The following is a 22,148-nucleotide window of genomic DNA, read 5'->3' as shown; positions in this document are numbered from 1 at the left end:
GCCGGTGAGTCTAGGACAACGCGAAGGGGCCGCACGGTCCGAACCCCGTACGGCCCCCTTGGCGTTGGTCACACCTTGAGGTACTTGCGCAACGCGAAGAACGCCGCCAGCGCCGGCATCAGCAGGCTCGTCGCGAGGATGAGCGGCAGCTTGGTCAACACCGCGTCCCAGCCGATGAAGTTGATCAGATTGAGCTTCTCCGACAGGGCCAGGCCGTGGTCGATGATGAAGTACCGCGCGATCACCAGGAAGCCGCAGGCGACCGTGCCGCCGATGAGCCCGGCGACGGCGGCCTCCATGATGAACGGCGCCTGGATGTAGAAGCCGGAGGCGCCGACCAGGCGCATGATGCCGGTCTCGCGGCGCCGGCTGAACGCGGACACCCGCACGGTGTTGACGATCAGCATGAGGGCGACGACGAGCATCAGCGCCATCACCGCCCGCGCGGCCCAGTTCATGCCGTTGAGCAGCCCGAAGAGGTTGTCCAGGATGCCCTTCTGGTCCTGCACGGACTGCACGCCGTCCCGCCCGTCGAAGGCGGTGGCGACGACCTCGTACTTCTCGGGGTCCTTCAGCTTGATCCGGTACGACTCCTGCATCTGGTCCGGCGTCAGGGACGCGGCCAGCGGGGAGTCGCCGAACTGCTCCTTGTAGTGCTTGTACGCCTGGTCCTGGGACTCGTAGGTCACCTTGTCGACGACCGTCATCTTGTCCAGGTCGGCGCGGATCTCCTTCTTCTGGTCCTCGGTGACCGCGCCCTTGGCGCAGTTGGGGTCGGACTCCGCGTCGCTCTTGTTGCAGAGGAAGACGGAGACGTTGACCTTGTCGTACCAGTAGCCCTTCATCGTGTTGACCTGGTCGCTCATCAGGAGCGACCCGCCGAACAGGGCGAGCGACAGGGCGACGGAGACGATGACGGCGAACGTCATCGTCAGGTTGCGGCGGAGACCGACACCGATCTCGGAGAGTACGAACTGGGCGCGCATGGCGGCTCTTTCAGGCCTTTCCGTGGACGGGGACGGGTCAGTGCTGGTAGCCGTAGACGCCGCGTGCCTGGTCGCGGACGAGGCGGCCCTTCTCCAGCTCGATGACGCGCTTGCGCATCTGGTCCACGATGTTCTGATCGTGCGTGGCCATCACGACCGTCGTGCCGGTCCGGTTGATCCGGTCCAGCAGCTTCATGATGCCGACGGAGGTCTGCGGGTCGAGGTTGCCGGTGGGCTCGTCGCAGATGAGCAGCTTGGGCCGGTTCACGAAGGCGCGGGCGATCGCGACGCGCTGCTGCTCACCGCCGGACAGCTCGCCCGGCATCCGGTCCTCCTTGCCGCCGAGCCCGACGAGGTCGAGCACCTGCGGCACGGACTTGCGGATCTCGCCGCGCGACTTGCCGATGACCTCCTGGGCGAAGGCGACGTTCTCGCCGACGGTCTTGTTGGGCAGGAGGCGGAAGTCCTGGAAGACCGTCCCCAGCTGGCGGCGGATCTGCGGCACCTTCCAGTTGGAGATGCGGGCGAGGTCTTTGCCCAGGACGTGCACCTGTCCGTGGCTGCACCGCTCCTCGCGGAGGATGAGCCGCAGGAAGGTGGACTTTCCGGAGCCGGAGGACCCCACGAGGAAGACGAACTCGCCCTTCTCCACTTCCAGGGACACATCCCTGAGTGCGGGGCGGGTCTGCTTGGGGTAGACCTTGGAGACGTTGTCGAATCGGATCACGGATGCACCACGGGTCGCCGGGGGTAGGTGTGCGTGACCATACGCGAACCGGGCCGGGGAGCGCAGGCACCGTAGGGGTTGTGTAAAGGGTTGTGCGCATTTGTACCGGTGCCCGCTACGCCCTGAGAGAGCGCCCGCGCCCTTTGCGGGGGAACCTGGCACAGTAGACAGGGAGGGGAACGTATCCGGTGGCGGACCCGTTGAACCTCTCGGAGGACAGCGCGAGGAGGGCGGCGCATGACGTACGACCGGTTGGTGTGCGCGAACTGCGCCGCACCCGTGAGCGAGGGCCGCTGCCCCGTCTGCCGGGCGAACCGCCAGCGGCTCCAGCAGGAGAACCCGTTCGCGGGTCTGAACCCGATGGCGCTGGTCGCCCTGCTCGCGGTGCTGATCGCGGCGGTGGCCCTGCTGGCGCACCAGACGGTGTGAGGCACCGCCTCCCCCACGGACCGACATGCCGAGGGGCCCGGAGCGAAGATCGCTCCGGGCCCCTCGGCCGTAAGGCCCCGCTCACGCGGTGTGCGCGTGACGGCTACCGTCAGGCAGCGGCACCGCCACGGCCGCCCGCGAGACGCGGAAGGACGCGGAAGCCGATGCCACCGGCGATCATGGTGGCGGCGCCGACCAGCAGGAACGTGGTCTGCGCGGCACCCGTCTCGGCCAGCTCGGCGCCGCCGCCCTGGGCGGTGGTGCTGGTGCCGGTGGCGGCCGAACCGGTGTCGGTCAGGGAGGAGGAGCCCTCCTCCTGGGTGGACGTGCCGCCGTCGGGGTCGGCATTGTTGCCGCCGCCGTTGCCGTTGCCGCCGCCGGTGCCGTTCCCGTTGCCCGGGTTGGACGGCTCGTCGGTGGGCTCGGCCGGGTCGGTCGGCTCCTGCGGCTCCGTCGGCTCCTCGGTGGGCTCCGTCGGGATCGTGGGCTCTTCGGTCGGCGGGTCGGTCGGGACCTCGGTGGGCGGGTCCGTCGGGTCCTGGGTGGGCGGGTCCGTCGGGTCCTCGTCGCCGAGGCAGATCCCGAGGAGGCAGTCCTCGGACTCCGCGGCCGAGGCGGCGCCCGCGGCGGTCAGCGAGGCGCCGGCCGCGATCACGGCACCGGCGGCGAGGCGCGCGATACGGATCCGCGTCTTCTTGGTCATCTGGTTGCTACCCCCAGTAGCTGAATCGTCAGAGTGGCGGCGTTCAGGGGCCGGCCGTGATCGACGGAGGTGACGCAACTCGAGCCCCCCGGTTCACATGCGCCCCAGAAATACGTATGCCACGCTTCACCCTTCCCATTTTTCAAGAACACGTCAAGGCCGTTGCGGGCGCGATGTCCAACTACGGGTTCTTTGCCATGGGTTGGAAGCTGTGAGTGTGATGTAAAACCCAGACATGCAGGCACACAAAAGGCAACTGCCGCCCGGTGGGCGGCAGTTGCCTTGTCGACAAATGACTTCTCTTACTTCTCCTGCTGCTTGCGCCAGCGAATCCCGGCCTCCAGGAAGCCGTCGATCTCGCCGTTGAAGACGGCCTCGGGGTTGCCGACCTCGTACTCGGTCCGCAGGTCCTTGACCATCTGGTAGGGGTGCAGCACGTACGACCGCATCTGGTTGCCCCACGAGTTGCCGCCGTCGCCCTTGAGGGCGTCCATCTTGGCCTGCTCCTCCTGGCGGCGCCGCTCCAGCAGCTTGGCCTGGAGGACGTTCATCGCGGTGGCCTTGTTCTGGATCTGCGACCGCTCGTTCTGGCAGGAGACGACGATGCCGGTGGGGATGTGGGTCAGCCGCACGGCGGAGTCGGTGGTGTTGACGCCCTGTCCGCCGGGGCCCGAGGACCGGTACACGTCCACGCGCAGCTCGGACTCGTCGATCTCGATGTGGTCGGTCTGCTCGACCACGGGCAGCACCTCGACACCGGCGAACGACGTCTGGCGGCGGCCCTGGTTGTCGAACGGCGAGATGCGCACCAGCCGGTGCGTGCCCTGCTCGACCGAGAGGGTGCCGTAGGCGTACGGCACCTGCACGGCGAAGGTGGTCGACTTGATGCCGGCCTCCTCCGCGTACGAGGTCTCGTAGATCTCGGTCTTGTAGCCGTGCTGCTCGGCCCAGCGCAGGTACATCCGCTGGAGCCGCTCCGCGAAGTCGGCGGCGTCGACGCCCCCGGCCTCCGCGCGGATGTTGACGAGCGCCTCACGGGCGTCGTACTCACCGCTGAGGAGTGTGCGGACCTCCATCTCGTCCAGCGCCTTGCGGACGGCGGCGAGCTCGGACTCGGCCTCGGCACGGGTGTCCGGGTCGTCCTCCTCCTCGGCCATCTCGAACAGCACGGCGAGATCGTCGATCCGCCCGCGCAGGGCCTCGGCCTTCCTCACCTCCGCCTGGAGGTGGGAGAGCTTGCTGGTGATCTTCTGCGCTTCGTCCGGGTTGTCCCACAGGGACGGCGCGGCCGCCTGCTCCTCGAGCACGGCGATGTCTGCCCTCAGCTTGTCGAGGTCCAGAACGGCCTCGATCGACTCCATGGTCGAGGAGAGGGACTTGAGCTCTTCGGATACATCGACGACTGCCACGCCTCCAGCGTAACGGCTCCGCAGAGCGGCGAGCTCCGGGTGCCGTACCCGCTCGGGCGTCTCACCGGCCGGGGAGCGGGTCAGGGGGTCGCGGGAGCCGTGGTGCGGGTGTCCTGCGGGGTCGCCCCGGCGTCGTCGTCCGAGATCGCCAGCCAGGTCCCCACGCCCGCCGCGGCCACCAGCACCACCGCGGCCCCGCCCAGCGCCAGCCGGCGCCGCCGGGTCGCGGCGCGGTGCCGGGCCGAGCCCGGCCGCGGGGCGCCCGCCGCGCGCGGCACCCGGGCCGTGCCGCGGGCGCCGCCGGCCAGCTCGTCGGGGGCCGGGACCCGCATCGAGGTGTGGGTGTCCCGGTTGGAGTCGGTCGGCCGGGCGCCCCGCACCAGCGGCACCGCGCCCCGGCGCCGTACCCGCTCCCCCGCCGGGTCGGCCGGGGAGGCGGCAGGGGCCTCGTCCTCCTCCGGCTCCCCGTCGGGCTCGTCCACGTCGAGCGGCGGCATCCCGGCGACCAGCGGCAGCAGCTCGCGCAGCCGCGCCCCGAGCTCGGAGGCGCGCAGCCGGGAGGCGGGGGCCTTGGCCAGGCACTGGACGATCAGCTGCCACAGCTCGTCGGGGATGCCGGGCAGCGGCGCCACCGTCTCCGTGACATGGCGGCGCAGCACCGCGCCGGGGTGGCCGCCGCCGAACGGGGTGAAGCCGGCCAGCAGCTCGTACAGGACGGTCGCGAGGGCGTAGATGTCCACGGCCGCCCGGGGCGGCAGGCCCTCGACGATCTCCGGGGCCAGATAGTCCGGGGTGCCGATGATCTTCGTGGCGCGGGTGCGGCGCGGGGAGTCGATGAGCTTGGCCACACCGAAGTCGGTCAGCAGGGCCGGGTGCGCGCCGCCGGGGCCGAGCGGGCCCTGCATGTCCAGCAGGATGTTCTCCGGCTTCACGTCCCGGTGCACGACACCGGCCGCGTGGGCCGCCGCCAGACCGTCGGCGACGTCGGCGACGATCGCCACGGCCGCCTCGGGCGCGAGCCTGCGGTCCCGGTCGAGCCGGGTGCGCAGGTCGGTGCCGCGGACCAGGTCCATGACGAGCGCGAGGTCGTTGCCGTCGACCACCAGGTCGCGGACGGAGACGACGTTCGGGTGCTCGAGGCCGAGCAGGGCCGTGCGCTCCTGCACGAACCGCCCGACGAGTTCCTGGTCGGAGGCGAGGTCCTCGCGCAGCAGCTTGACGGCGACGGGGCCCTCCGGTCCCTCGCCCAGCCACACCGTGCCGGCGCTGCCCCGCCCCAGGATCTGGTTGGCGGTGTACCGGCTGCCGATCTTCCGTGCCAAGACTGCTCCTACCGACGCGTTGTGCCGCCGCTGCGTCCTCCCGGGGGCCGACCCCCGGACCCCCAGCCGACAGACCCTGGGAACCCCCGGTCGACAAAACTACGCGGTCGGACGGCCGGCCTTCACCGCGGAGGCGGAAATCACCCACCGGGTGTCGACAAATCCCCAGACACACGAAGGCCGTACGGTCCCCGGAGGGTCCGTACAGCCGTGGGCGGTCGTCGTCGCGGGAGGGTCAGCCGGTGCTCGTGCCGCCGCCCGAGCCGCCGCCCGAGCTCCCGCCGAGGTCGCCGATCCAGTCGGTGACCGTGCCGAGCCAGCTGCTGAGCTGCTCCCAGTAGCCCTTGCCGGTGCCGATCCACTCCTGCAGCGGGCTCAGCTCCCAGACCAGCCAGCCGGCGACGAAGAGGATGACGATCGTGAACAGGCACCCCTTCAGGCACCCCAGGCCGGGAATCCGCATCGGGTTGCCACCGCGGCGGCGCGGCTCACGCGGCTCGCGCTGCGGGCGCTGCGGCTCGGGCGCGTAGCGCTGCGGGGGCTGCTGCGGCTGGCGCGGCGGCGCGTACGGCTGCGGCTGGTGCTGCCGCGGCTGCGTGTAGCCGCCCTGCCGGCCGCGCTGCGGCGGACGCTGCTGGGGCTGCGCGGGCTGCTGGGGCTGCTGGGGCTGCGGCTGGGGCTGGGGGCGGGCCACCTGCCGCTGCGGGCGGCGGCGCAGGGGGTCCTGGTTCGGGTCGAGGTACTGGACCTGGGTCTGCTCGTTGCGGTCGCGGGCGGCGCGCAGCTGGTTCTGCCAGGGGTGCGGGTCCTCGGGGCCGGGCCCGCCGGGCTGTCCCTGCGGCACCGGCGGCATCACGGCCGTCGGGTCGGCCGCGCCGCGCCCGCCCGTGTTCGGCAGGACGGCGGTGGGGTCGGCGGCGCCGGGCGCGCCGGTGTGCGGCAGGACGCTGGTCGCGGCGTTCGGGTCGAAGGAGCCCGCGCCGTGCGGCAGCACCTGGGTGGGGTCGGCCGAGCCCGGCACGGTGGCCGGGGCGGGGTCCGGGGCGAGGAGGGCGCCGACGCCCTCGGCGGCGGCGATCTGCGCGGAGTTCGCGTGCACGCCGATGCCCTGGGCGACGACCCGCAGGGCGCGGGCGAGGTTCTGGGCGCTGGGCCGGTCGTCGGGGTTCTTGCGCAGGCAGCGCTCGATGACGGTCCACAGCGGGTCGGGGACCGTGGAGGGGCGGCGCGGTTCGGCGCTGAGGTGCTGGTGCAGCACTTCGAGGGCGGAGCCGCCGCCGAACGGCGGTCGTCCGGTGACCAGCTCGTACAGCAGGATGCCGGCGCCGTAGATGTCTACGGCCGAGGTCTGCGGGCGGCCCTCGGCGGACTCGGGCGCGACGTAGGCGGGCGTCCCGACGAACTCGTGGGTGCGGGTCAGGCCCGGGGAGTCGGCGAGGCGGGCGATGCCGAAGTCGGTGAGCAGCGGGTGCATCTCGCCGCCCTGCTGGCGCAGCAGGACGTTGGCGGGCTTCAGGTCGCGGTGGACGACGCCGTCGGCGTGGCTGGCGGCGAGCGCGTCGGCGATCTGGGCGGTGAGCAGGGATGCCGCGACCGGGGTGAAGGGGCCGTTCTCGCGCAGGTAGCGGTGCAGGTCGGGGCCCTCGACGAGGTCCATGACCAGGGCCAGCAGCTCGCCCTCGACGACCAGGTCGCGGACCCGGACGATGTTGGGGTGGGTCAGGCGCAGCAGCACGGACCGCTCGCGCAGGAAGCGCATGACGATGTCCGCGTCGCCGGCGAGCTCCTCCTTGAGGACCTTGATCGCGACCGTCTCGCCGGGCTGGCCCGGCACGGCCGCCTCGGCGCCCGCGGTCTCCCGCTGGCGGGCCCGCCAGACGGTCCCCGTGGCGCCGCGACCCAGCGGCTCCTCGAGGATGTACTTGCTGCCTACCGGCCGCACGTCGCGCTCCCTGCTGCTTGCCTACGTTCCGACCCACTGTAGTGCCGGGCCCCCGGGCACCGGCGGTCGTCATTCTGTGCGTCTTACGTACGGCCTCCCGTACATGTTCGAAGGAAAGACGCTCGGCTCAGTCCGGTGGTTGCCGCGAACGGACGTGAGCGATCTCAAGTGATCACCGGCAGGGCCGTTGTCCGGCACTTTTGCGGGCAGAGCCGACCAATCAAGATCACTTGCCTTCGGGCGGGGGGCGGGTTGTCGGTGGCAGGTGCGAGGATGCGGGGAGTACTGGCCGATGTGCTCGTGTGGGGTGGGGTGGTTCCGTGCCCGCGCCCGCGCGCAGAAGGGACCGCTGACGCCGATGCAGATCCGGCTGACCGTCGTAGACCCGCTGGCCCCGCCCTCCGCGGCGCGCGGCGCCGCCGCGAGCTGCGACGTGCTGGTCACGGCGCCCGCGGGCACGGCCCTGTCGGCGGTCGCGTCGGCCCTGGCCTCCGCGGTGTCCGGCGAGAGCGGCACCGCCCGCGGCGCGGAGAGCGAGCGCGGCGGCGGCCCGGTCGTGCTCTACGCGGGCACCGAGCGGCTCGACGACCGGCGCAGCACCCTCGGCGAGCCCCCGCTGACCGACGGCGCGGTGCTGTCCCTGGGCGCCCCGGCGGCCCCGGAGCCCCACCCCGAGCTGGACGACGCCCCGACGCAGCTGCATGTCGTGGCCGGCCCGGACGCGGGCGGCGTCCATCTGCTGCACGGCGGCGAGATCCGCGTCGGCCGCTCCGCCGACGCCGACGTCCCGCTGGACGACCCGGACGTCTCCCGGCTGCACTGCGCGGTCACGGTCGGCGCGGACGGCCGGGTCGCGGTCGCCGACCTCGGCTCGACGAACGGCACGACGCTCGACGGCACCCGGCTGACCACCCGCCCGGTGCGGTTCGTCCCCGGCGCGCTGCTGCGCGTCGGCGAGTCCACGCTGCGGCTCGCGCCGGCCGGCGGCCCCGGCGCGCGGGTGCCCACGGAGCCGGACGGCGAGGGGCACGTCCGGGTGTGCCCGCGGGGCGGCGACGGCACCGGCCCGGCACCGGCGGCGCACGCGCGCGTGGCGGACGGCACCCCGGCCCCCTCCGACGGCCCGGCCGCCCGGGGGCACACCCCGGCCGAACCGCCCGTGGTCCCCCCGCAGGGCGGGGCGCCGCACGCCGAGCGGGCCGGCGCGCACGGCTCCGTCCCCCGCCCGCGCGGCGGCGACACCCACGCCACCGGCCTCGAGGTGGGCCCCCTCGACGGACCCCGCCCGGTGCCGGACGCCGCACGCCCGGGCACCGAGCCGCGCGGCACCGAAGCCCCGGCGGGCGCGCGCAGGCGCGGCGGCCTGTCGGCCTGGGCACGGCGGCTGGCCGGCGGACGCGGCGAGCCGGAGCCCGCCGCCGAGGGGCCGTACGACGAAGAGCCGGCCGAGCCCACCGGCCCCACCGCGGCGGGGCGCGGCGCGATGCTGCCGGAGACCTGGCCGGACCCGGCGTCGCTGCTGCTGACCGCCCTCGGCCCCGGTCCCCGTCTCTGGGAGCGCGGCCCCGGCCACCCCGAGGCCCTCACGGTGCGGCTCGGCACCGCCGACCGGGCCGCGCCCGACGGCTCGGGCCTGCTGCCCGCCGTTCCGGTGACCGCCGATCTGCGGGAGGCCGGTGCGCTCGGGCTGGCCGGTCCGCGCGAGCGCCTCACCGGGCTGACCCGCGCGGTGCTCGCCCAGCTCGCCGCGCTGCACTCGCCGGACACCCTGGAGATCGTGCTGGTCAGCACGGACCGGGCCCGCCCGCTGTCCGAGCGCACCGCCGAGTGGGCATGGCTGGGCTGGTTGCCGCATGTCCGCCCGGGCCACGGCCAGGACTGCCGGCTGCTGCTGGCCCACGACCGCGAACAGGCCACCGCGCGCGTGGAGGAGCTGCTGCGGCGCCTGGAGGACCTGACGGACCACGACGACGGCGAGCGGGCCGCGGACGGCCGGGTTCCCGCACCGCGCGCCGCCGGGCACCGCCCCTCCTGGGCGCGGGACGACGATCCGGCCGCCGGCGCACCGGAGTTCACCGGCCCGTACTCCGTCCTCGTCGTGGACGGCGACCCCGGCGGCGCGGATCTGCGCGAGGCGGTGGCCCGGCTGGCCCTGGAAGGCCCGCGGGCCGGCATCCACGTGGTGTGTCTCGCCGAGACGGCGTCGGCCTCGCCCGCCTCCCCGGTCACGGACACCTATGAGGCGGCCTGCGCGGTCGCCCCGGCGTTCCGCGCCTGCGGCGCGGTCGCGCTGCTCAGCGGTGACGTGGCGACGGCGCTGCGCCTGATGCGGGTCGCGCCCGACGGGGGTGCGCCCGGCGGGGCCGGGGCAGGCCATGAGGGCGCGGTGCCGGGCGTACGCGGCCCGGTCGGGCACGGCACGGTGGCCACCGTCGACGCCGTGTCCGCCGCCTGGGCGGAGCGTTTCGCGCGGGCGCTGGCGCCGCTGCGCACGGACCGGGCGGCCGGGGAGGGCCAGGTGCGGGTGTCCGTGCCGCTGCCCCAGTCGGCGCGGCTGCTGGACGAGCTGGGTCTGGCGCGGGCCACCCCGGCGTCCCTGATGGCGCGGTGGGCCGACGCGGCCGACGACACCCAGGCGCTGGGCGGCCGGGTGACCGCCGTACTCGGCGCCGGACCGCACGGGCCGGTCGGCGTGGACCTCGGCGCCGAGGGTCCGCATCTGCTGGTGGAGGGCCCGCCCGCCGCCGGGCGCACCGAACTGCTGCGGGCCGTCGTCGCGTCGCTCGCGGCGGCCGAGCGGCCGGACCGGCTTGGCGTCGTGCTCATCGACGGCCGCGACAGCACGGGCGCGGGCGGTGGCCCCGGCGAGGGCCTGGGCGTGTGCACGGACGTCCCGCATGTCACCACGCATCTCACCGCCAACGACCCGGTGCGGATGCGGGAGTTCGCGCAGTCGCTGAGCGCGGAGCTGAAGCGGCGCGCGGAGCTGCTCGGGCGTTCCGACTTCACCGAGTGGCACACCGGCCGGGCGCTGACCGGCCGGATGATCGCGCAGCGGGCGGCCGGGGCGGGTGCCGGCGACGGCGATCTGGAGTCGCCGCCCAGCGCGACGATCCGGCTGCGGCCCGGCGCGGCCCGCCGGCAGGCGGACGCCGTGCCGCCGCTGCCCCGGCTCGTGGTGGTCGTGGACGACCTGGACGCCCTGGTCCACCCCTCGCTGGGGTCGCCGGGCCGGCCGGCCGCCGGGTCGGTGATACGCGCGCTGGAGGCGGTCGCCCGGGACGGCGAGCGGCTGGGCGTGCATCTGGTGGCCGCGACCGGACTCGGGGGCCGGGCGGCGGAGTCGGAGCCGGCGCGGCGGGCCACGCTGCGGGTGACGCTGGACGCCGTGACGACCGGCCCGGACGCCCCGGCGCCCGGGCGGGGCCGGCTGGTCCGGGCGGACGGGCGGACCGTGCCGTTCCAGGGCGGCCGGGTCACGGGGCGCATCCCGCGCACGGCGACGCTGCGGCCCACCGTCGTCCCGCTGGAGTGGCACCGCATGGGCGACCCCCCGGCCCGGCGACCCGTCCGTGAACTCGGCAACGGCCCCACCGACCTGGCCCTCCTGGCCAGCGCCCTGGAACGAGCGGCCCGCGAGGTCTCGGCCACGGAGGTCCCCTCCCTGCTCTGACGGGGCCCGGGCATCCGCGGCGCCGGTGCGTACCCGTCTCGGCCCGCCGCCGTGACGCGATCCCGACCGTTGGTGCCCGCAGCCTGGCGCCTGGTCACGAGGCGGTCACGATCCCCGAGTTGACAGAGGACGCGGTCTTGCCGACCCCTGGGGCAGGGCGTAGACCAGACGCACGGGACAGCGCTCGAACGTTCGACGAGGCACGAAGAACGGGGCAGTGATGCACAGCACGAGCAGCAAGAACCGGACACGCAGGGCCGCCAGGGCCGCGGCGGCCGTCGCCGCCGGTGCCCTCGCCCTCTCCCTCACCGCCTGCGGCGGCGACGACAACGACAGCGGCGGGAAACAGGACGACGGCGGCAAGGAGCCCGCCTCGACCGTCACCCTGCCGAAGCTCGACGGCGAGACCCTGGAGGTCGCGGCCGTCTGGACGGGTGCCGAGCAGGCCAACTTCAAGAAGGTCCTCGCGGAGTTCGAGAAGCGCACCGGCGCGACGGTGAAGTTCGTCCCCGCCCAGGACCCCATCATCAACTTCCTCGGCTCCAAGGTCGCGGGCGGCCAGCCGCCGGACGTCGCGATGCTGCCCCAGCCCGGCGCCATCAAGCAGGCCGTGGACAAGAAGTGGGCCAAGCCGCTCGGCGCCGAGGCGCTCAAGGAGCTCCAGGAGAACTACTCCCAGGGCTGGCAGGACATCGGCAAGGTCGACGGGAAGCAGTACGGCGTCTACTACAAGGCCGCCAACAAGTCCCTGATCTGGTACAACGCGAAGGCGTTCGAGAACGCGGGCGCCGCGGAGCCCAAGACCTGGGACGAGCTGCTGGCGACCGCTCAGACGGTGTACGACTCGGGGGTCACCCCGTTCTCCGTCGGCGGCGCGGACGGCTGGACGCTCACCGACTGGTTCGAGAACATCTACCTCTCCCAGGCCGGTCCCGAGAAGTACGACCAGCTGGCGAAGCACGAGATCAAGTGGACGGACCCGTCCGTGAAGGACGCGCTGACCGCGCTCGCCCAGGTGTGGGGCAAGAAGGACTACGTGGCGGGCGGCGCCAAGGGCGCGCTCCAGACGGACTTCCCGACCTCGGTCACCCAGACCTTCACGGGCGGCGACCAGCCGAAGGCCGCCATGGTCTACGAGGGCGACTTCGCACAGGTCAACATCACGCAGGCGAAGGCGGACGTCGGCACCGACGCCAAGGTGTTCCCGTTCCCGACGGTCGGCGACACCGCGCCCGTCGTCTCCGGCGGCGACGCGGCCGTCATCCTCGAGGACTCCAAGGCGGCGCAGGCCCTGGCCACCTTCCTCGCCTCCCCGGGCGCGGCGACGATCCAGGCGAAGCTCGGCGGCTATCTGTCGCCGAACAAGAGCGTGGACAACGCGGCGTACCCGAACGAGGTGCAGCGCACGATGGCGAAGGCCCTCGTCGACGCCGGTGACGACTTCCGCTTCGACATGTCCGACCAGGCGCCGCAGGCGTTCGGCGGCACGCCCGGCAAGGGCGAGTGGAAGGCGCTGCAGGACTTCCTGAAGAACCCGTCGGACGTCGCCGGCACCCAGCAGAAGCTGGAGGCCGACGCGGCCGCGGCCTACGGAAACTGACGCGATGGCGTCGGCACAGGCGGCGGGGGCCCCTCCGGCTCCCGCCGCTCCGAAGTCGCGCAAGAGCGTGACCGGCACCCGCAGAACGGTGGCGGTGCTGTTCCTGCTGCCCGCCCTGGTGCTGCTCGGCGCGCTCGTGGTGTACCCGATCGGGTACTCGGTGATCCGCAGCTTCTACGACCAGTCCGGCGACGGCTTCGCCGGGTTCGACAACTACCAGGCGCTGTTCACGGACGACGGCATCCGCACCGCCCTGAAGAACAACGTCGTCTGGGTGGTGTTCGCCCCGACCGTCGCGACCGCGCTCGGCCTGATCTTCGCGGTGCTCACCGAACGGGTCAGCTGGGGCACGGCGTTCAAGCTGGTCGTCTTCATGCCGATGGCGATCTCCATGCTGGCGGCGGGCATCATCTTCCGGCTGGTGTACGACCAGGACCCGGACAAGGGCGTCGCCAACGCGGTGTGGGTGGGCGTGCACGACACGTTCGCGCAGTCGTCGGCGTTCCCCAAGGCCCACCCGGGCCGTGAGTCGCCGCTGCGGGCCGCGCCGGGCGGCGGTTTCCTCACCGAGGACCCCGTCAGCGCCGGCACCCCGGTCTCCCTGCCCCTCGTCGGTGTGGCGCCCGACAAGATGCCGGACAGCGCCGCGAAGGCCGGGCAGGCGAAGGCGGAGCCGGGCAAGGTCACCGGCACCACCTGGCAGGACTTCACCCGCGGCAAGGGCGTCGGCACCCTCGGCGGTATCGACCCGGCCGAGCTCGGCTATGCCGGGATGCGGATCGAGGCGGTCAAGGACGGCGAGGTCGTGGCGTCCACGACGGCCGCCGACGACGGCACGTTCACCCTGCCGGCCGCGGCGGACGGGGCCCGGCTGCGGCTCCCGGCCGACAACTTCAAGGAGCCGTACAACGGCGTGGACTGGCTCGGCCCGTCCCTGGTCACCCCGGCGATCATCGGGTCGTACATCTGGATGTGGGCCGGTTTCGCGATGGTGCTGATCGCGGCGGGGCTCGCGGGCATCCCCCGTGATCTGCTGGAGGCGGCGCGCGTGGACGGCGCCAACGAGTGGCAGGTGTTCCGCCGGATCACGGTGCCGCTGCTGGCGCCCGTCCTCGCGGTCGTCACCGTCACTCTGATGATCAACGTGCTGAAGGTCTTCGACCTGGTCTTCATCATCGCCCCGGGCTCCTCGCAGGACGACGCGAACGTCCTCGCGCTGGAGCTGTACCGCAAGGGCTTCTCCGAGGACCAGCCCGGTGTCGCGAGCGCCATCTCGGTGTTCCTGCTGCTGCTGGTGATCCCGGTGATGTGGTTCAACGTCCGGCGGCTCAGGCGGGAGGTGCGGCGATGAGTGCGGACGCCGGCAGGCTGACCAAGGCGGCGCCCGAGCCGCTCACCGCCGTCGAGGGCGAGCGCTCCCTCGGCGCCCGGCTCGTCTCGTTCGTCAGTGGCGGACTGGTGCGGGTGTTCCTGATCGTCGTGGGCCTGTTCTGGCTGGTCCCGACGCTCGGACTGCTGCTGTCGTCGCTGCGGCCGCCCGACGAGATGTCCTCGAGCGGCTGGTGGGAGGTCTTCAGCAAACCGTCCCAACTCACCTTCGACAGCTACGACAAGCTCCTCGGCAACAGCGACATCACGGACTCGATCCTGAACACCGTGCTGATCACGGTCCCGGCGACGGTCCTCGTCGTCGTCATCGGCGCGCTCGCGGGCTACGCGTTCGCGTGGATGGAGTTCCCGGGCCGCGACTGGTGGTTCCTGGGCGTGGTCGGGCTGCTGGTCGTGCCCGTGCAGGTGGCGCTGATCCCGATCGCCGAACTCTTCGGCAACATCGGCATCTTCGGCTCCCTGATCGGGGTGGTCCTCTTCCACGTCGGGTTCGGGCTGCCCTTCGCGGTGTTCCTGCTGCGGAACTTCTTCGCGGAGATCCCCCGGGAGCTGCTGGAGGCGGCCCGGCTCGACGGCGCGGGTGAACTGCGCCTGTTCTTCCGGGTCGTGATGCCGCTCGGCGGTCCGGCGATCGCCGCGCTCGGCATCTTCCAGTTCCTGTGGGTGTGGAACGACATGCTGGTCGCGCTGATCTTCACGGACGCCGACAGCCAGCCGATCACGGTCGCCCTGCAGACGCAGGTACGGCAGTTCGGCAGCAACGTCGACGTCCTGGCGCCCGGCGCGTTCATCTCGATGGTGATCCCCCTGCTCGTGTTCTTCGCCTTCCAGCGGCAGTTCGTGTCCGGTGTGATGGCGGGCGCGGTCAAGTAGGCGCCCACACAGCCCGTTTCGGCGGGGGCGGGCCGGTGCCGGCCCGCCCCCGCCGTTCACCCGGCCGGTCCCCCGGATGCCTCGGATCGCGTAACCAAGTCACTCCATCGGCCGTTCCCGGCACGGCGACAGCGCCCGTCGTCCCCGGCCGACCGAGTGGATGTGCCTTGCCCAGGTTCAGTGTCATCGTCCCCGCGTACAAGGTGCAGGCGTATCTGCACGAGTGCCTGGAATCGGTGCTCACCCAGTCGTACCCGGACCTCGAACTGATCGCCGTGGACGACTGCTCGCCGGACGCGTGCGGCGCGATCATCGACGAGTTCGCGGCCCGCGACCCCCGGGTGCGTGCCGTGCACCTGCCGCGCAACCGCGGCCTGGGCCCCGCGCGCAACGCGGGCATGGCCGAGGCCACCGGCGACTACCTGGTCTTCCTCGACAGCGACGACACCCTCACCCCGGGCTCCCTGGAGGCCATCGCCGGCCGGCTGAAGGAGACCGGCGAACCCGACGTCCTGGTCTACGACTACGCGCGCACCTTCTGGACCGGCGAGACGGTGCGCAACCAGGCCGCGGCCCACCTCGCCGAGGAGGGACCGGCGCCCTTCCGGCTGACGGACCGGCCCGGTCTGCTGCGGCTGCTCATGGTCGCCTGGAACAAGGCGTACCGCCGGGAGTTCGTCGAGGCCGAGGAGCTGGTCTTCCCCACCGGCTACTACGAGGACACGCCCTGGACGTATCCGGTGCTGATGTCGGCCGGGTCGATCGCGACGCTGGACCGGGTGTGCGTGCACTACCGGCAGCGGCGCAGCGGCGGCATCCTCGGCACGGTCAGCCCTCGTCACTTCGACGTCTTCGAGCAGTACGACCGGGTCTTCGCGTACGTCGACAAGCGCCCCGAGCTGGCCCGCTGGCGGCCGTTGCTGTTCCGGCGGATGGTGGACCACCTGGTCGTGGTGTTCGCCCGCCGGGACCGGCTGCCGCGCCGCAGCCGCGCCGAGTTCCTGCGCAAGGCCCGTACGTACTACCGGCGTTACCACTGCCCCGGCGGTCCGCTGCCGCCGCGCGTGCGGCTGCACCACGCCCTGGTCCGGATGGGGCTGCACCGCACGTATCACGTGCTGCGGTGCACGGCGGCCCTGCTCCGCCGCGCCGCGCGGACGGCCGTCCGGCTGCGCCGGGGCCTGCGGGCGGGCGCCCTGCGTCTGCACTACCGCGTGCAGCGCCTGCTGCCGGTGCGCGCGGACCGGGCCGTGTTCGCCGCGCACGGCGTGCCCGGTCACGGCTGCCACCCGGGCGCCCTGGAGCGGGCGCTGCGCGCGCACGCCCCGCACATCCGCACCGCCTGGGTGACCGGCGCCGGGGAGCGGGGCGCGCTGCCGTCCGGGGTGCGCGTGCTGCGCCCGGACACCGCCGCCTACTGGACGGCGCTGGCCCGCTCCCGGTACCTGGTGCACAACGCGGCCTTCGACCGCCGGCTGGTCAAGCGGTCCGGCCAGGTGCTGGTGCAGACCCGGCGCGGCACCCCGTTCCAGCGCACGGGCCTCGACCTGCGCGGACGCCCGGGCGCGGACCCGGACGTCGACGGACTGCTGGCGGAGGTCGACCGGTGGGACTACCTCGTCTCCCCCAGCCGGCACGCGACCCTGACCTGGGAGCGGGCCTTCCCGGGCGCGTACAGCGTCCTGGAGTACGGCAGTCCGCGCGCGGACGTGTTCCGGCAGGCGACCCCGGCGGACACGGTCCGGGTCCGCCGGGAACTCGGCGTGCCCGAGGACGCCGTCGTGATCCTCTACGCGCCGACGGCCCGCGCCTACCCCCGCGCCCCCGTCGACCTGCACCGCGTGGTGCGCCGCCTGGGTCCGCGCCACGTCGTGCTGGCCCGCGCCCCGCACGGCCACGACGGCCCGCTCGCCACCCCCTCGGACCGGGTCCTCGACGTGACCGGCCACCCGGGGGTCGAGGAGCTGTGCCTCGCCTCGGACGCGCTGGTCACGGACTACTCGTCGATCATGGTCGACTACGTCTGCCTGGACCGGCCGGTCGTGCTGCTGATCGACGACTGGGAGGCCCACGAGGCGGTCCGGGGCACCTATCTCGATCTGCGGGCGTGTCCGCCGGGCGCGGTGGCGCGCGGCGAGGACGAGCTGATCGACATCTTCACGTCCGGTCACTGGCGCGGGTCGCGTTCCGCGGAGCTGCGGACCGCGTTCCGCCGGCGTTTCTGCCCGCACGACGACGGCCGGGCGGCCGAGCGGGTCGTCCGGCACGTGGTGCTGGGTGAGCCCGGCGGCCTTCCGGGGGTGCCGCCCGCCCGGCGCCCGATGCCGTCGCCGGCCGCGTCGCGCCAGCGGGCCCCGCTGGGGATCGCGCCGCGGCCGGCTTCGCCCCGGACCGTCACCGAGAGCCGCTGAACACCGTTGTCCCCGAGAGGAGTCCGCATGCCGTCCAGTCCGTCCCGGCCCACGCCGAGCCGTCCGCAGACCTGGCGCCCCGCAGGGCGGCCCGGCCGGCGCCGGGCCCGCTGACCCGCTCCGGGCCGCCACCGGCACAGCCACCCGCACCTCGACAGAAAGAGCAGTATGCCCCGCTTCAGCGTCATCGTTCCGTCCCATGGTGTAGCGGGCCGGCTGTCCCGGGCGCTGGACTCGGTCCTCACCCAGTCCTTCGGCGACGTCGAGCTGATCCCGGTCTGCGACGGCCCCGGCTGCCCGGCGGCGGACGTGGTCTCGCGGTACGCGGGGCGGGACCGCCGGGTGGTGCCGCCGGTGCACGCGCCCCCGTCGGAGGGGACGGCCGGGGCACGCAACGCGGGGCTGCGCTCCGCCACCGGCGACTGGGTGCTGTTCCTGGACGGCGACGACGAGCTGGCGCCGGACGCGCTGGCGGCCCTGGCCGGGCGGCTGCGGGAGACCGGCGAGGCGGACGTCGTGTACTACGGGCACGAGCGGATCCCCTGGTGGACGGGCGAGCCGGCCGAACCGGCCGCGCCCCTGCTGGCCCGCGCCCCCGACGGGGCGTTCCCGCCCGAGCGGGCCCCGTGGCTGACCGGTGTGGGGCTGCCCGCCTGGAGCGCGGCCTACCGCCGGGCCTTCCTCACCGAGCACGCGCTCACTTTCCCCGCCGGTCACTTCACCGACGTCGGCTTCGGCGGACTGGCCGCTCTCACCGCGGGGCGGATGGCGGTGCTGCGCCGGGTCGTCGTACGGCATCGGCTGCGACGGCAGGGCAGCCGGCTGAACCGGCCGGGCCCGCACCACGCCGAGCTGCTGGACCAGGTGGAGCTGGTGCTGACCCGGGCCGCCGAGCAGGAGCTGCCGGCGCACCGCCACGCGCCGCTGTTCAGGGAGTTGTTCGCGGCCGTGCTGAAGACGGCCGCCCATCCGCAGCGGCTGCCGCACGGGCGGCGCGCGTTCTTCCGCCGGGCCGGGCTGCTGTACCGGCGGCACCGTCCGGCCGGGTTCCGGGCGCCGGGCGGCAGCCTGGGGGTGCAGCACCGGCTGCTGGCGGGCGGCGCGTACGGCGCGTTCCGGGCGCTGCGCGCGGCCAACCGGGCGGTGGGCGCGGCGCTCGCTCGGGTGCCGCGCCCGCGCGGGCTGCGCACCCGGCTGCGCTACCGGCTCGAACTGCGCCGCCCCCTGGACCGGAACCTCGTGGTGTACTGCGCGTACTGGGGGCGCGGCTACCTCTGCAACCCGGCCGCGATCCACGCCAAGGCCCGCGAACTGGCCCCGCACCTGCGCTCGGTGTTCCTGGTGGAGGCGGAGCAGGTGGCCACGCTGCCCGAGGGCGTGGAGTACGCGGTGATCGGCACCCGTCGGTACTGGGACGTGCTGGCCCGTGCCGCGTATCTCGTCAACAACGCCAACTTCGCGGACGCGGTCGTCAAGCGCCCGGGCAGCGTGCACCTGTCCACCCAGCACGGCACCCCGCTGAAGAAGATGGGCGCCGACCAGGCGACGTACCCGGTGGTGGCCGCCGCGACCGGGAGTTTCGCCCGGCTGCTGGCCCGCGTGGACCGCTGGGACTACAACCTGACCTCCAACCGGCACTCCACCGAGATGTGGGAGAGCGCCTACCCCGCCGCCCACGAGACGCTGGAGTACGGCTATCCGCGCAACGACGTCTACTACACGGCGACCGCCGAGGACGTCGCCCGTGTCCGGCGTGAACTCGGCGTCCCGGAGGGGAAGAAGGCCCTGCTCTACGCGCCGACGCACCGCGATCACGCGTCGGGCTTCGAGCCGGGTCTGGACCTCGGGGCGCTGTGCGAGGAGATCGGCGACGAGTACGTCGTCCTGCTGCGCGCCCACTACTTCTACGACCGGGGCGACCGGCGCGCGTCCGGCCGGATCGTCGACGTCACCGGGCATCTGTCCTCGGAGGAGGTGTGCCTGGCCGCGGACGCGCTGATCACCGACTACTCGTCCATCATGTTCGACTACGCCAACCTGGACCGGCCGATCGTCGTGTACGCCGACGACTGGGACGTCTACCAGGAAGTGCGGGGCGTCTACTTCGATCTGATGCAGGACCCGCCGGGCCGGGTGGCGCGCACCCCCGGCGAACTGGCGGCGCTGCTGCGGGACGGCTCGTACGCGGACGAGGAGGCCCGGGCGCTGCGGGCCGCGTTCCGGGAGCGCTTCTGCCAGTTCGACGACGGGCGGGCCGCCGAGCGCGTGGTGCGCCGGGTGCTGCTGGGCGAGCCGCCCGAGGCGCTGCCCCCGGTGGTCCCGCTCGACGGGCGCGTCCCCGCCCCCGCCCCCGCCGCGACGACCCTCACCAGGAGCTGACGTGCCCCGCTTCAGTGTCATCGTGCCCGTGTTCAAGGTGCAGGGTTTCCTGCGGGAGTGCCTGGACTCGGTGCTCGGGCAGTCGTACGCCGATCTGGAGGTGATCGCGGTCGACGACCGCTCCCCCGACGGCTGTCCCGCCATCCTGGACGGCTACGCCGAGCGCGACCCCCGGGTGCGGGTGCTGCACCTGCCGGAGAACGTGGGCCTGGGCCGGGCCCGCAACGCGGGGCTGGCGGAGGCGAGCGGCGACTACGTGCTGTTCCTGGACAGCGACGACCGCTACACGCCGGGTCTGCTGGAGGCGGTCGACGCCCGGCTGACGGCGGCCGACGAGCCGGACATCCTGGTCTTCGACCATGTGCGCACCCACTGGTGGGGCCGCGGGGGCCGCAGTGAGGCCGCCGGCCTGCTGGCGGCGGCCGGGCCGGACGTCGTCCACGTCCGGGAGAGTCCCCAGTACCTGCACTTGTTCCTGGTCGCGTGGAACAAGGCGTACCGCCGGGACTTCTTCCTGGGGCACGGCCTGCGGTACGCGCCGGGTCTGTACGAGGACGCCCCGGTCACCTACCGCTCGATGGTGCTGGCCGAGCGGATCGTCTGCCTGGAGCGGATCGGCGTCGAGTACCGGCAGCGCCGCCAGGGCGCGATCACCAGGACGCCGGGGCGCCGGCACTTCGACATCTTCCCCCAGTACGACGGCCTGTTCTCCTTTCTGGAGGAGCGGCCGGACCTGGCGTGGGCGCGGCCCCTGCTGTTCGAACGCGCGCTGGACCACATGCTGTTCGTGCTCGCCCGGGAGGACCGGGTGCGCCCGGCGGACCGTCCGGACTTCTACCGCGAGATCCGCGCCTTCCACGCCCGTCACCTCCCCGAGGGCTTCGTCCCGCCGGACGGCCGGCGCGGCACCGAGATGCGGCTGCTGGCGTCGGCGCCCTACGCCTCGTACGCGGCGGTCCGTGGGCTGCGCGAGCTGCGGCGGGTGGCCGGGGGCGGCGCCAAGAAGGTGACGGGGACGGTGTCGGGGCGGGCGCAGCGCGCCTGGTACGCGGCCTGTTCACGGCGTCCCCTGGACCCGGATCTCGCCGTCTACTCGGCGTTCTCGCACCGGGGCGTGCTGGGCGACCCGGCGGCGATCCACGCCAAGGCGCGGGAGATCGCCCCGCAGCTGCGGGGCGTGTGGGTGGTCCGGGAGGACGCGGTGGCGGACCTGCCGCCCGGCACGGACTTCGTGACGCCCGGTTCGCGGCGCTTCCACGAGGTCATGGCACGGGCCACGTACTGGGTGAACAACGTCAACTGGCCGGGCACGCTGGCCAAGCGGCCGGGCAGCGTGCACATCCAGACCCATCGGGGCAGCCCGCTGAAGTACATGGGGGCCGACCTGCTGACCAAGCCGGGCGCCCGGCACGGCTTCGACGTGCCGAAGATGCTGTGGCGGGCGGACCGCTGGGACTACAGCCTGGTGGCGAGCCGGCACGCGGAGCTGGCCTGGGAGCGGGCCTACCCCTGTCACTACACCTCGCTGAGGACGGGCAGCCCGCGCAACGACGTGCTGGTCACCGCCGGTCCGGAGGCCACCGAGGCGGCCCGGGCGCGGCTCGGCGTGCCGCCCGGGAACGCCGTGGTGCTGTACGCGCCGACCCGCCGCGACTACCGCAAGGGCGGGCACGTCGACCGGATCGACCTGGCGCGGTTCGCCCGCGACCTCGGGGAGGGCCGCACGCTGGTGGTGCGGCTGCACCCGTCGCTCGCGCAGGGCGTCGCGCGCGGGCTGGGCCTGGCCGACCTGCACCGCCGGGGCGTGCTGGTCGACGCGACGGACGTGCTGCGGGCCGAGGACGTGCTGCTCGCGGCGGACGTGATGGTCACGGACTACTCGTCCCTGATGTTCGACTACGCCCTGCTGGACCGGCCCCTCGTGGTCCACGCGGACGACTGGGGGGCGTTCACCGCGAGCCGGGGCGCCTACGTCGATCTCACGGCCGAGGCGCCGGGGCATGTGACGCGCTCCTACGGGGAGTTGGTGGAGCTGTTCGCGTCCGGGGCGTGGCGGGACGGGGAGTCGGCGCGGTCGCGGCGGTGGTTCCGCGAGCGGTTCTGCGAGTTCGACGACGGGCTGGCCGCCGAGCGGGTCGTGCGGACGCTGATGCTGGGCGAGCCGATGCCGGGACGGGCGGCGGGGACGGGGCGGGTGCCGGGTCCGGCGGGCCCCCGGTCGCTGCTGGACGCGTACTGACCGGCATCCGCAGCACGGGACTCACCTGAAGGGGTGAAGAGCGTCGGAGCCGTTGCCCCGAGCAAG

14 protein-coding genes are annotated in these 22,148 nt (G+C 73.7%); 8 read left to right on the top strand and 6 right to left on the bottom strand.

Annotation, left to right across the window (positions count from 1 at the left end; translation table 11 throughout):
• Positions 1 to 68: 68 nt before the first annotated feature.
• Together ftsX and ftsE are read right to left on the bottom strand one after the other, a co-directional pair.
• Positions 69 to 986 (bottom strand): permease-like cell division protein FtsX, encoded by a 918-nt coding sequence (ftsX, locus tag ACFV46_RS18530; RefSeq protein ID WP_361924379.1) that lies wholly within the window; start codon positions 984 to 986, stop codon positions 69 to 71.
• 37 nt (positions 987 to 1,023) lie between these two features.
• Positions 1,024 to 1,713, bottom strand: coding sequence for a cell division ATP-binding protein FtsE (ftsE, locus tag ACFV46_RS18525; RefSeq protein ID WP_361924377.1), 690 nt, complete (start codon positions 1,711 to 1,713; stop codon positions 1,024 to 1,026).
• Positions 1,714 to 1,950: 237 nt separating this feature from the next.
• Here ftsE and ACFV46_RS18520 point away from each other — a divergent pair, with 237 nt between their 5' ends.
• Positions 1,951 to 2,142 carry a hypothetical protein gene (locus ACFV46_RS18520; RefSeq protein ID WP_361924375.1) on the top strand — a complete coding sequence of 64 codons (192 nt, stop codon included), beginning with the start codon at positions 1,951 to 1,953 and terminating at the stop codon, positions 2,140 to 2,142.
• Between the two features lie 109 nt (positions 2,143 to 2,251).
• Here the strand turns inward: ACFV46_RS18520 and ACFV46_RS18515 are convergent, their stop codons facing one another.
• From ACFV46_RS18515 to ACFV46_RS18500, 4 genes are all read right to left on the bottom strand, one after another.
• Complete coding sequence (locus ACFV46_RS18515; RefSeq protein WP_385498892.1) at positions 2,252 to 2,845, bottom strand: LPXTG cell wall anchor domain-containing protein; 594 nt, start codon at positions 2,843 to 2,845, stop codon at positions 2,252 to 2,254.
• A gap of 302 nt (positions 2,846 to 3,147) precedes the next feature.
• Positions 3,148 to 4,254 carry a peptide chain release factor 2 gene (gene prfB / locus ACFV46_RS18510; RefSeq protein ID WP_361924371.1) on the bottom strand — a complete coding sequence of 369 codons (1,107 nt, stop codon included), beginning with the start codon at positions 4,252 to 4,254 and terminating at the stop codon, positions 3,148 to 3,150.
• An 80-nt stretch (positions 4,255 to 4,334) separates the two neighbouring features.
• Positions 4,335 to 5,576, bottom strand: coding sequence for a serine/threonine-protein kinase (locus ACFV46_RS18505; RefSeq protein WP_385498891.1), 1,242 nt, complete (start codon positions 5,574 to 5,576; stop codon positions 4,335 to 4,337).
• Positions 5,577 to 5,811: 235 nt separating this feature from the next.
• The gene (locus ACFV46_RS18500) at positions 5,812 to 7,518 is read right to left on the bottom strand and encodes a protein kinase (RefSeq protein ID WP_385498890.1); all 1,707 of its coding nucleotides are present in this window, start codon (positions 7,516 to 7,518) and stop codon (positions 5,812 to 5,814) included.
• 358 nt (positions 7,519 to 7,876) lie between these two features.
• Here ACFV46_RS18500 and ACFV46_RS18495 point away from each other — a divergent pair, with 358 nt between their 5' ends.
• The 7 genes from ACFV46_RS18495 (at position 7,877) to ACFV46_RS18465 (ending at position 22,082) form a co-directional block, all read left to right on the top strand.
• Complete coding sequence (locus ACFV46_RS18495; protein WP_385498938.1) at positions 7,877 to 11,191, top strand: FHA domain-containing protein; 3,315 nt, start codon at positions 7,877 to 7,879, stop codon at positions 11,189 to 11,191.
• Positions 11,192 to 11,411: 220 nt separating this feature from the next.
• A complete protein-coding gene (locus ACFV46_RS18490; RefSeq protein ID WP_385498889.1) occupies positions 11,412 to 12,791 on the top strand; it encodes an ABC transporter substrate-binding protein in 1,380 nt (459 codons plus the stop codon).
• A gap of 4 nt (positions 12,792 to 12,795) precedes the next feature.
• On the top strand, positions 12,796 to 14,142 hold the full coding sequence (locus ACFV46_RS18485) for a carbohydrate ABC transporter permease (RefSeq protein WP_376729757.1): 1,347 nt from the start codon (positions 12,796 to 12,798) through the stop codon (positions 14,140 to 14,142).
• On the top strand, positions 14,139 to 15,053 hold the full coding sequence (locus tag ACFV46_RS18480) for a carbohydrate ABC transporter permease (RefSeq protein WP_385498888.1): 915 nt from the start codon (positions 14,139 to 14,141) through the stop codon (positions 15,051 to 15,053). Before ACFV46_RS18485 ends, ACFV46_RS18480 begins: the two co-directional genes overlap by 4 nt.
• 167 nt (positions 15,054 to 15,220) lie before the next feature.
• Positions 15,221 to 17,464: a CDP-glycerol glycerophosphotransferase family protein gene (locus ACFV46_RS18475; protein ID WP_385498887.1), complete on the top strand. Its 2,244-nt coding sequence runs from the start codon at positions 15,221 to 15,223 to the stop codon at positions 17,462 to 17,464.
• A gap of 168 nt (positions 17,465 to 17,632) precedes the next feature.
• Complete coding sequence (locus ACFV46_RS18470; protein WP_385498886.1) at positions 17,633 to 19,843, top strand: bifunctional glycosyltransferase family 2 protein/CDP-glycerol:glycerophosphate glycerophosphotransferase; 2,211 nt, start codon at positions 17,633 to 17,635, stop codon at positions 19,841 to 19,843.
• 1 nt (position 19,844) lies between these two features.
• The gene (locus ACFV46_RS18465) at positions 19,845 to 22,082 is read left to right on the top strand and encodes a CDP-glycerol glycerophosphotransferase family protein (protein ID WP_385498885.1); all 2,238 of its coding nucleotides are present in this window, start codon (positions 19,845 to 19,847) and stop codon (positions 22,080 to 22,082) included.
• The last annotated feature ends 66 nt before the right edge of the window (positions 22,083 to 22,148 follow it).

Origin of the sequence: Streptomyces sp. NPDC059852 (assembly GCF_042731455.1) — a bacterium.
In the GTDB taxonomy this organism is placed as follows: Bacteria; Actinomycetota; Actinomycetes; order Streptomycetales; family Streptomycetaceae; genus Streptomyces.
The sequence above is the reverse complement of the archived record's forward strand: the minus strand, read 5'-3'. Positions and strand labels throughout refer to the sequence as shown.

Excerpts from the sequence above, each read along its gene's own strand:
- ftsX (WP_361924379.1), bottom strand. The coding sequence starts at position 986 with ATGCGCGCCCAGTTCGTACTCTCCGAGATCGGTGTCGGTCTCCGCCGC.
- ACFV46_RS18520 (WP_361924375.1), top strand. The coding sequence starts at position 1,951 with ATGACGTACGACCGGTTGGTGTGCGCGAACTGCGCCGCACCCGTGAGC.
- ACFV46_RS18515 (WP_385498892.1), bottom strand. The coding sequence starts at position 2,845 with ATGACCAAGAAGACGCGGATCCGTATCGCGCGCCTCGCCGCCGGTGCC.
- ACFV46_RS18495 (WP_385498938.1), top strand. The coding sequence starts at position 7,877 with ATGCAGATCCGGCTGACCGTCGTAGACCCGCTGGCCCCGCCCTCCGCG.
- ACFV46_RS18490 (WP_385498889.1), top strand. The coding sequence starts at position 11,412 with ATGCACAGCACGAGCAGCAAGAACCGGACACGCAGGGCCGCCAGGGCC.
- ACFV46_RS18485 (WP_376729757.1), top strand. The coding sequence starts at position 12,796 with ATGGCGTCGGCACAGGCGGCGGGGGCCCCTCCGGCTCCCGCCGCTCCG.
- ACFV46_RS18480 (WP_385498888.1), top strand. The coding sequence starts at position 14,139 with ATGAGTGCGGACGCCGGCAGGCTGACCAAGGCGGCGCCCGAGCCGCTC.
- ACFV46_RS18470 (WP_385498886.1), top strand. The coding sequence starts at position 17,633 with ATGCCCCGCTTCAGCGTCATCGTTCCGTCCCATGGTGTAGCGGGCCGG.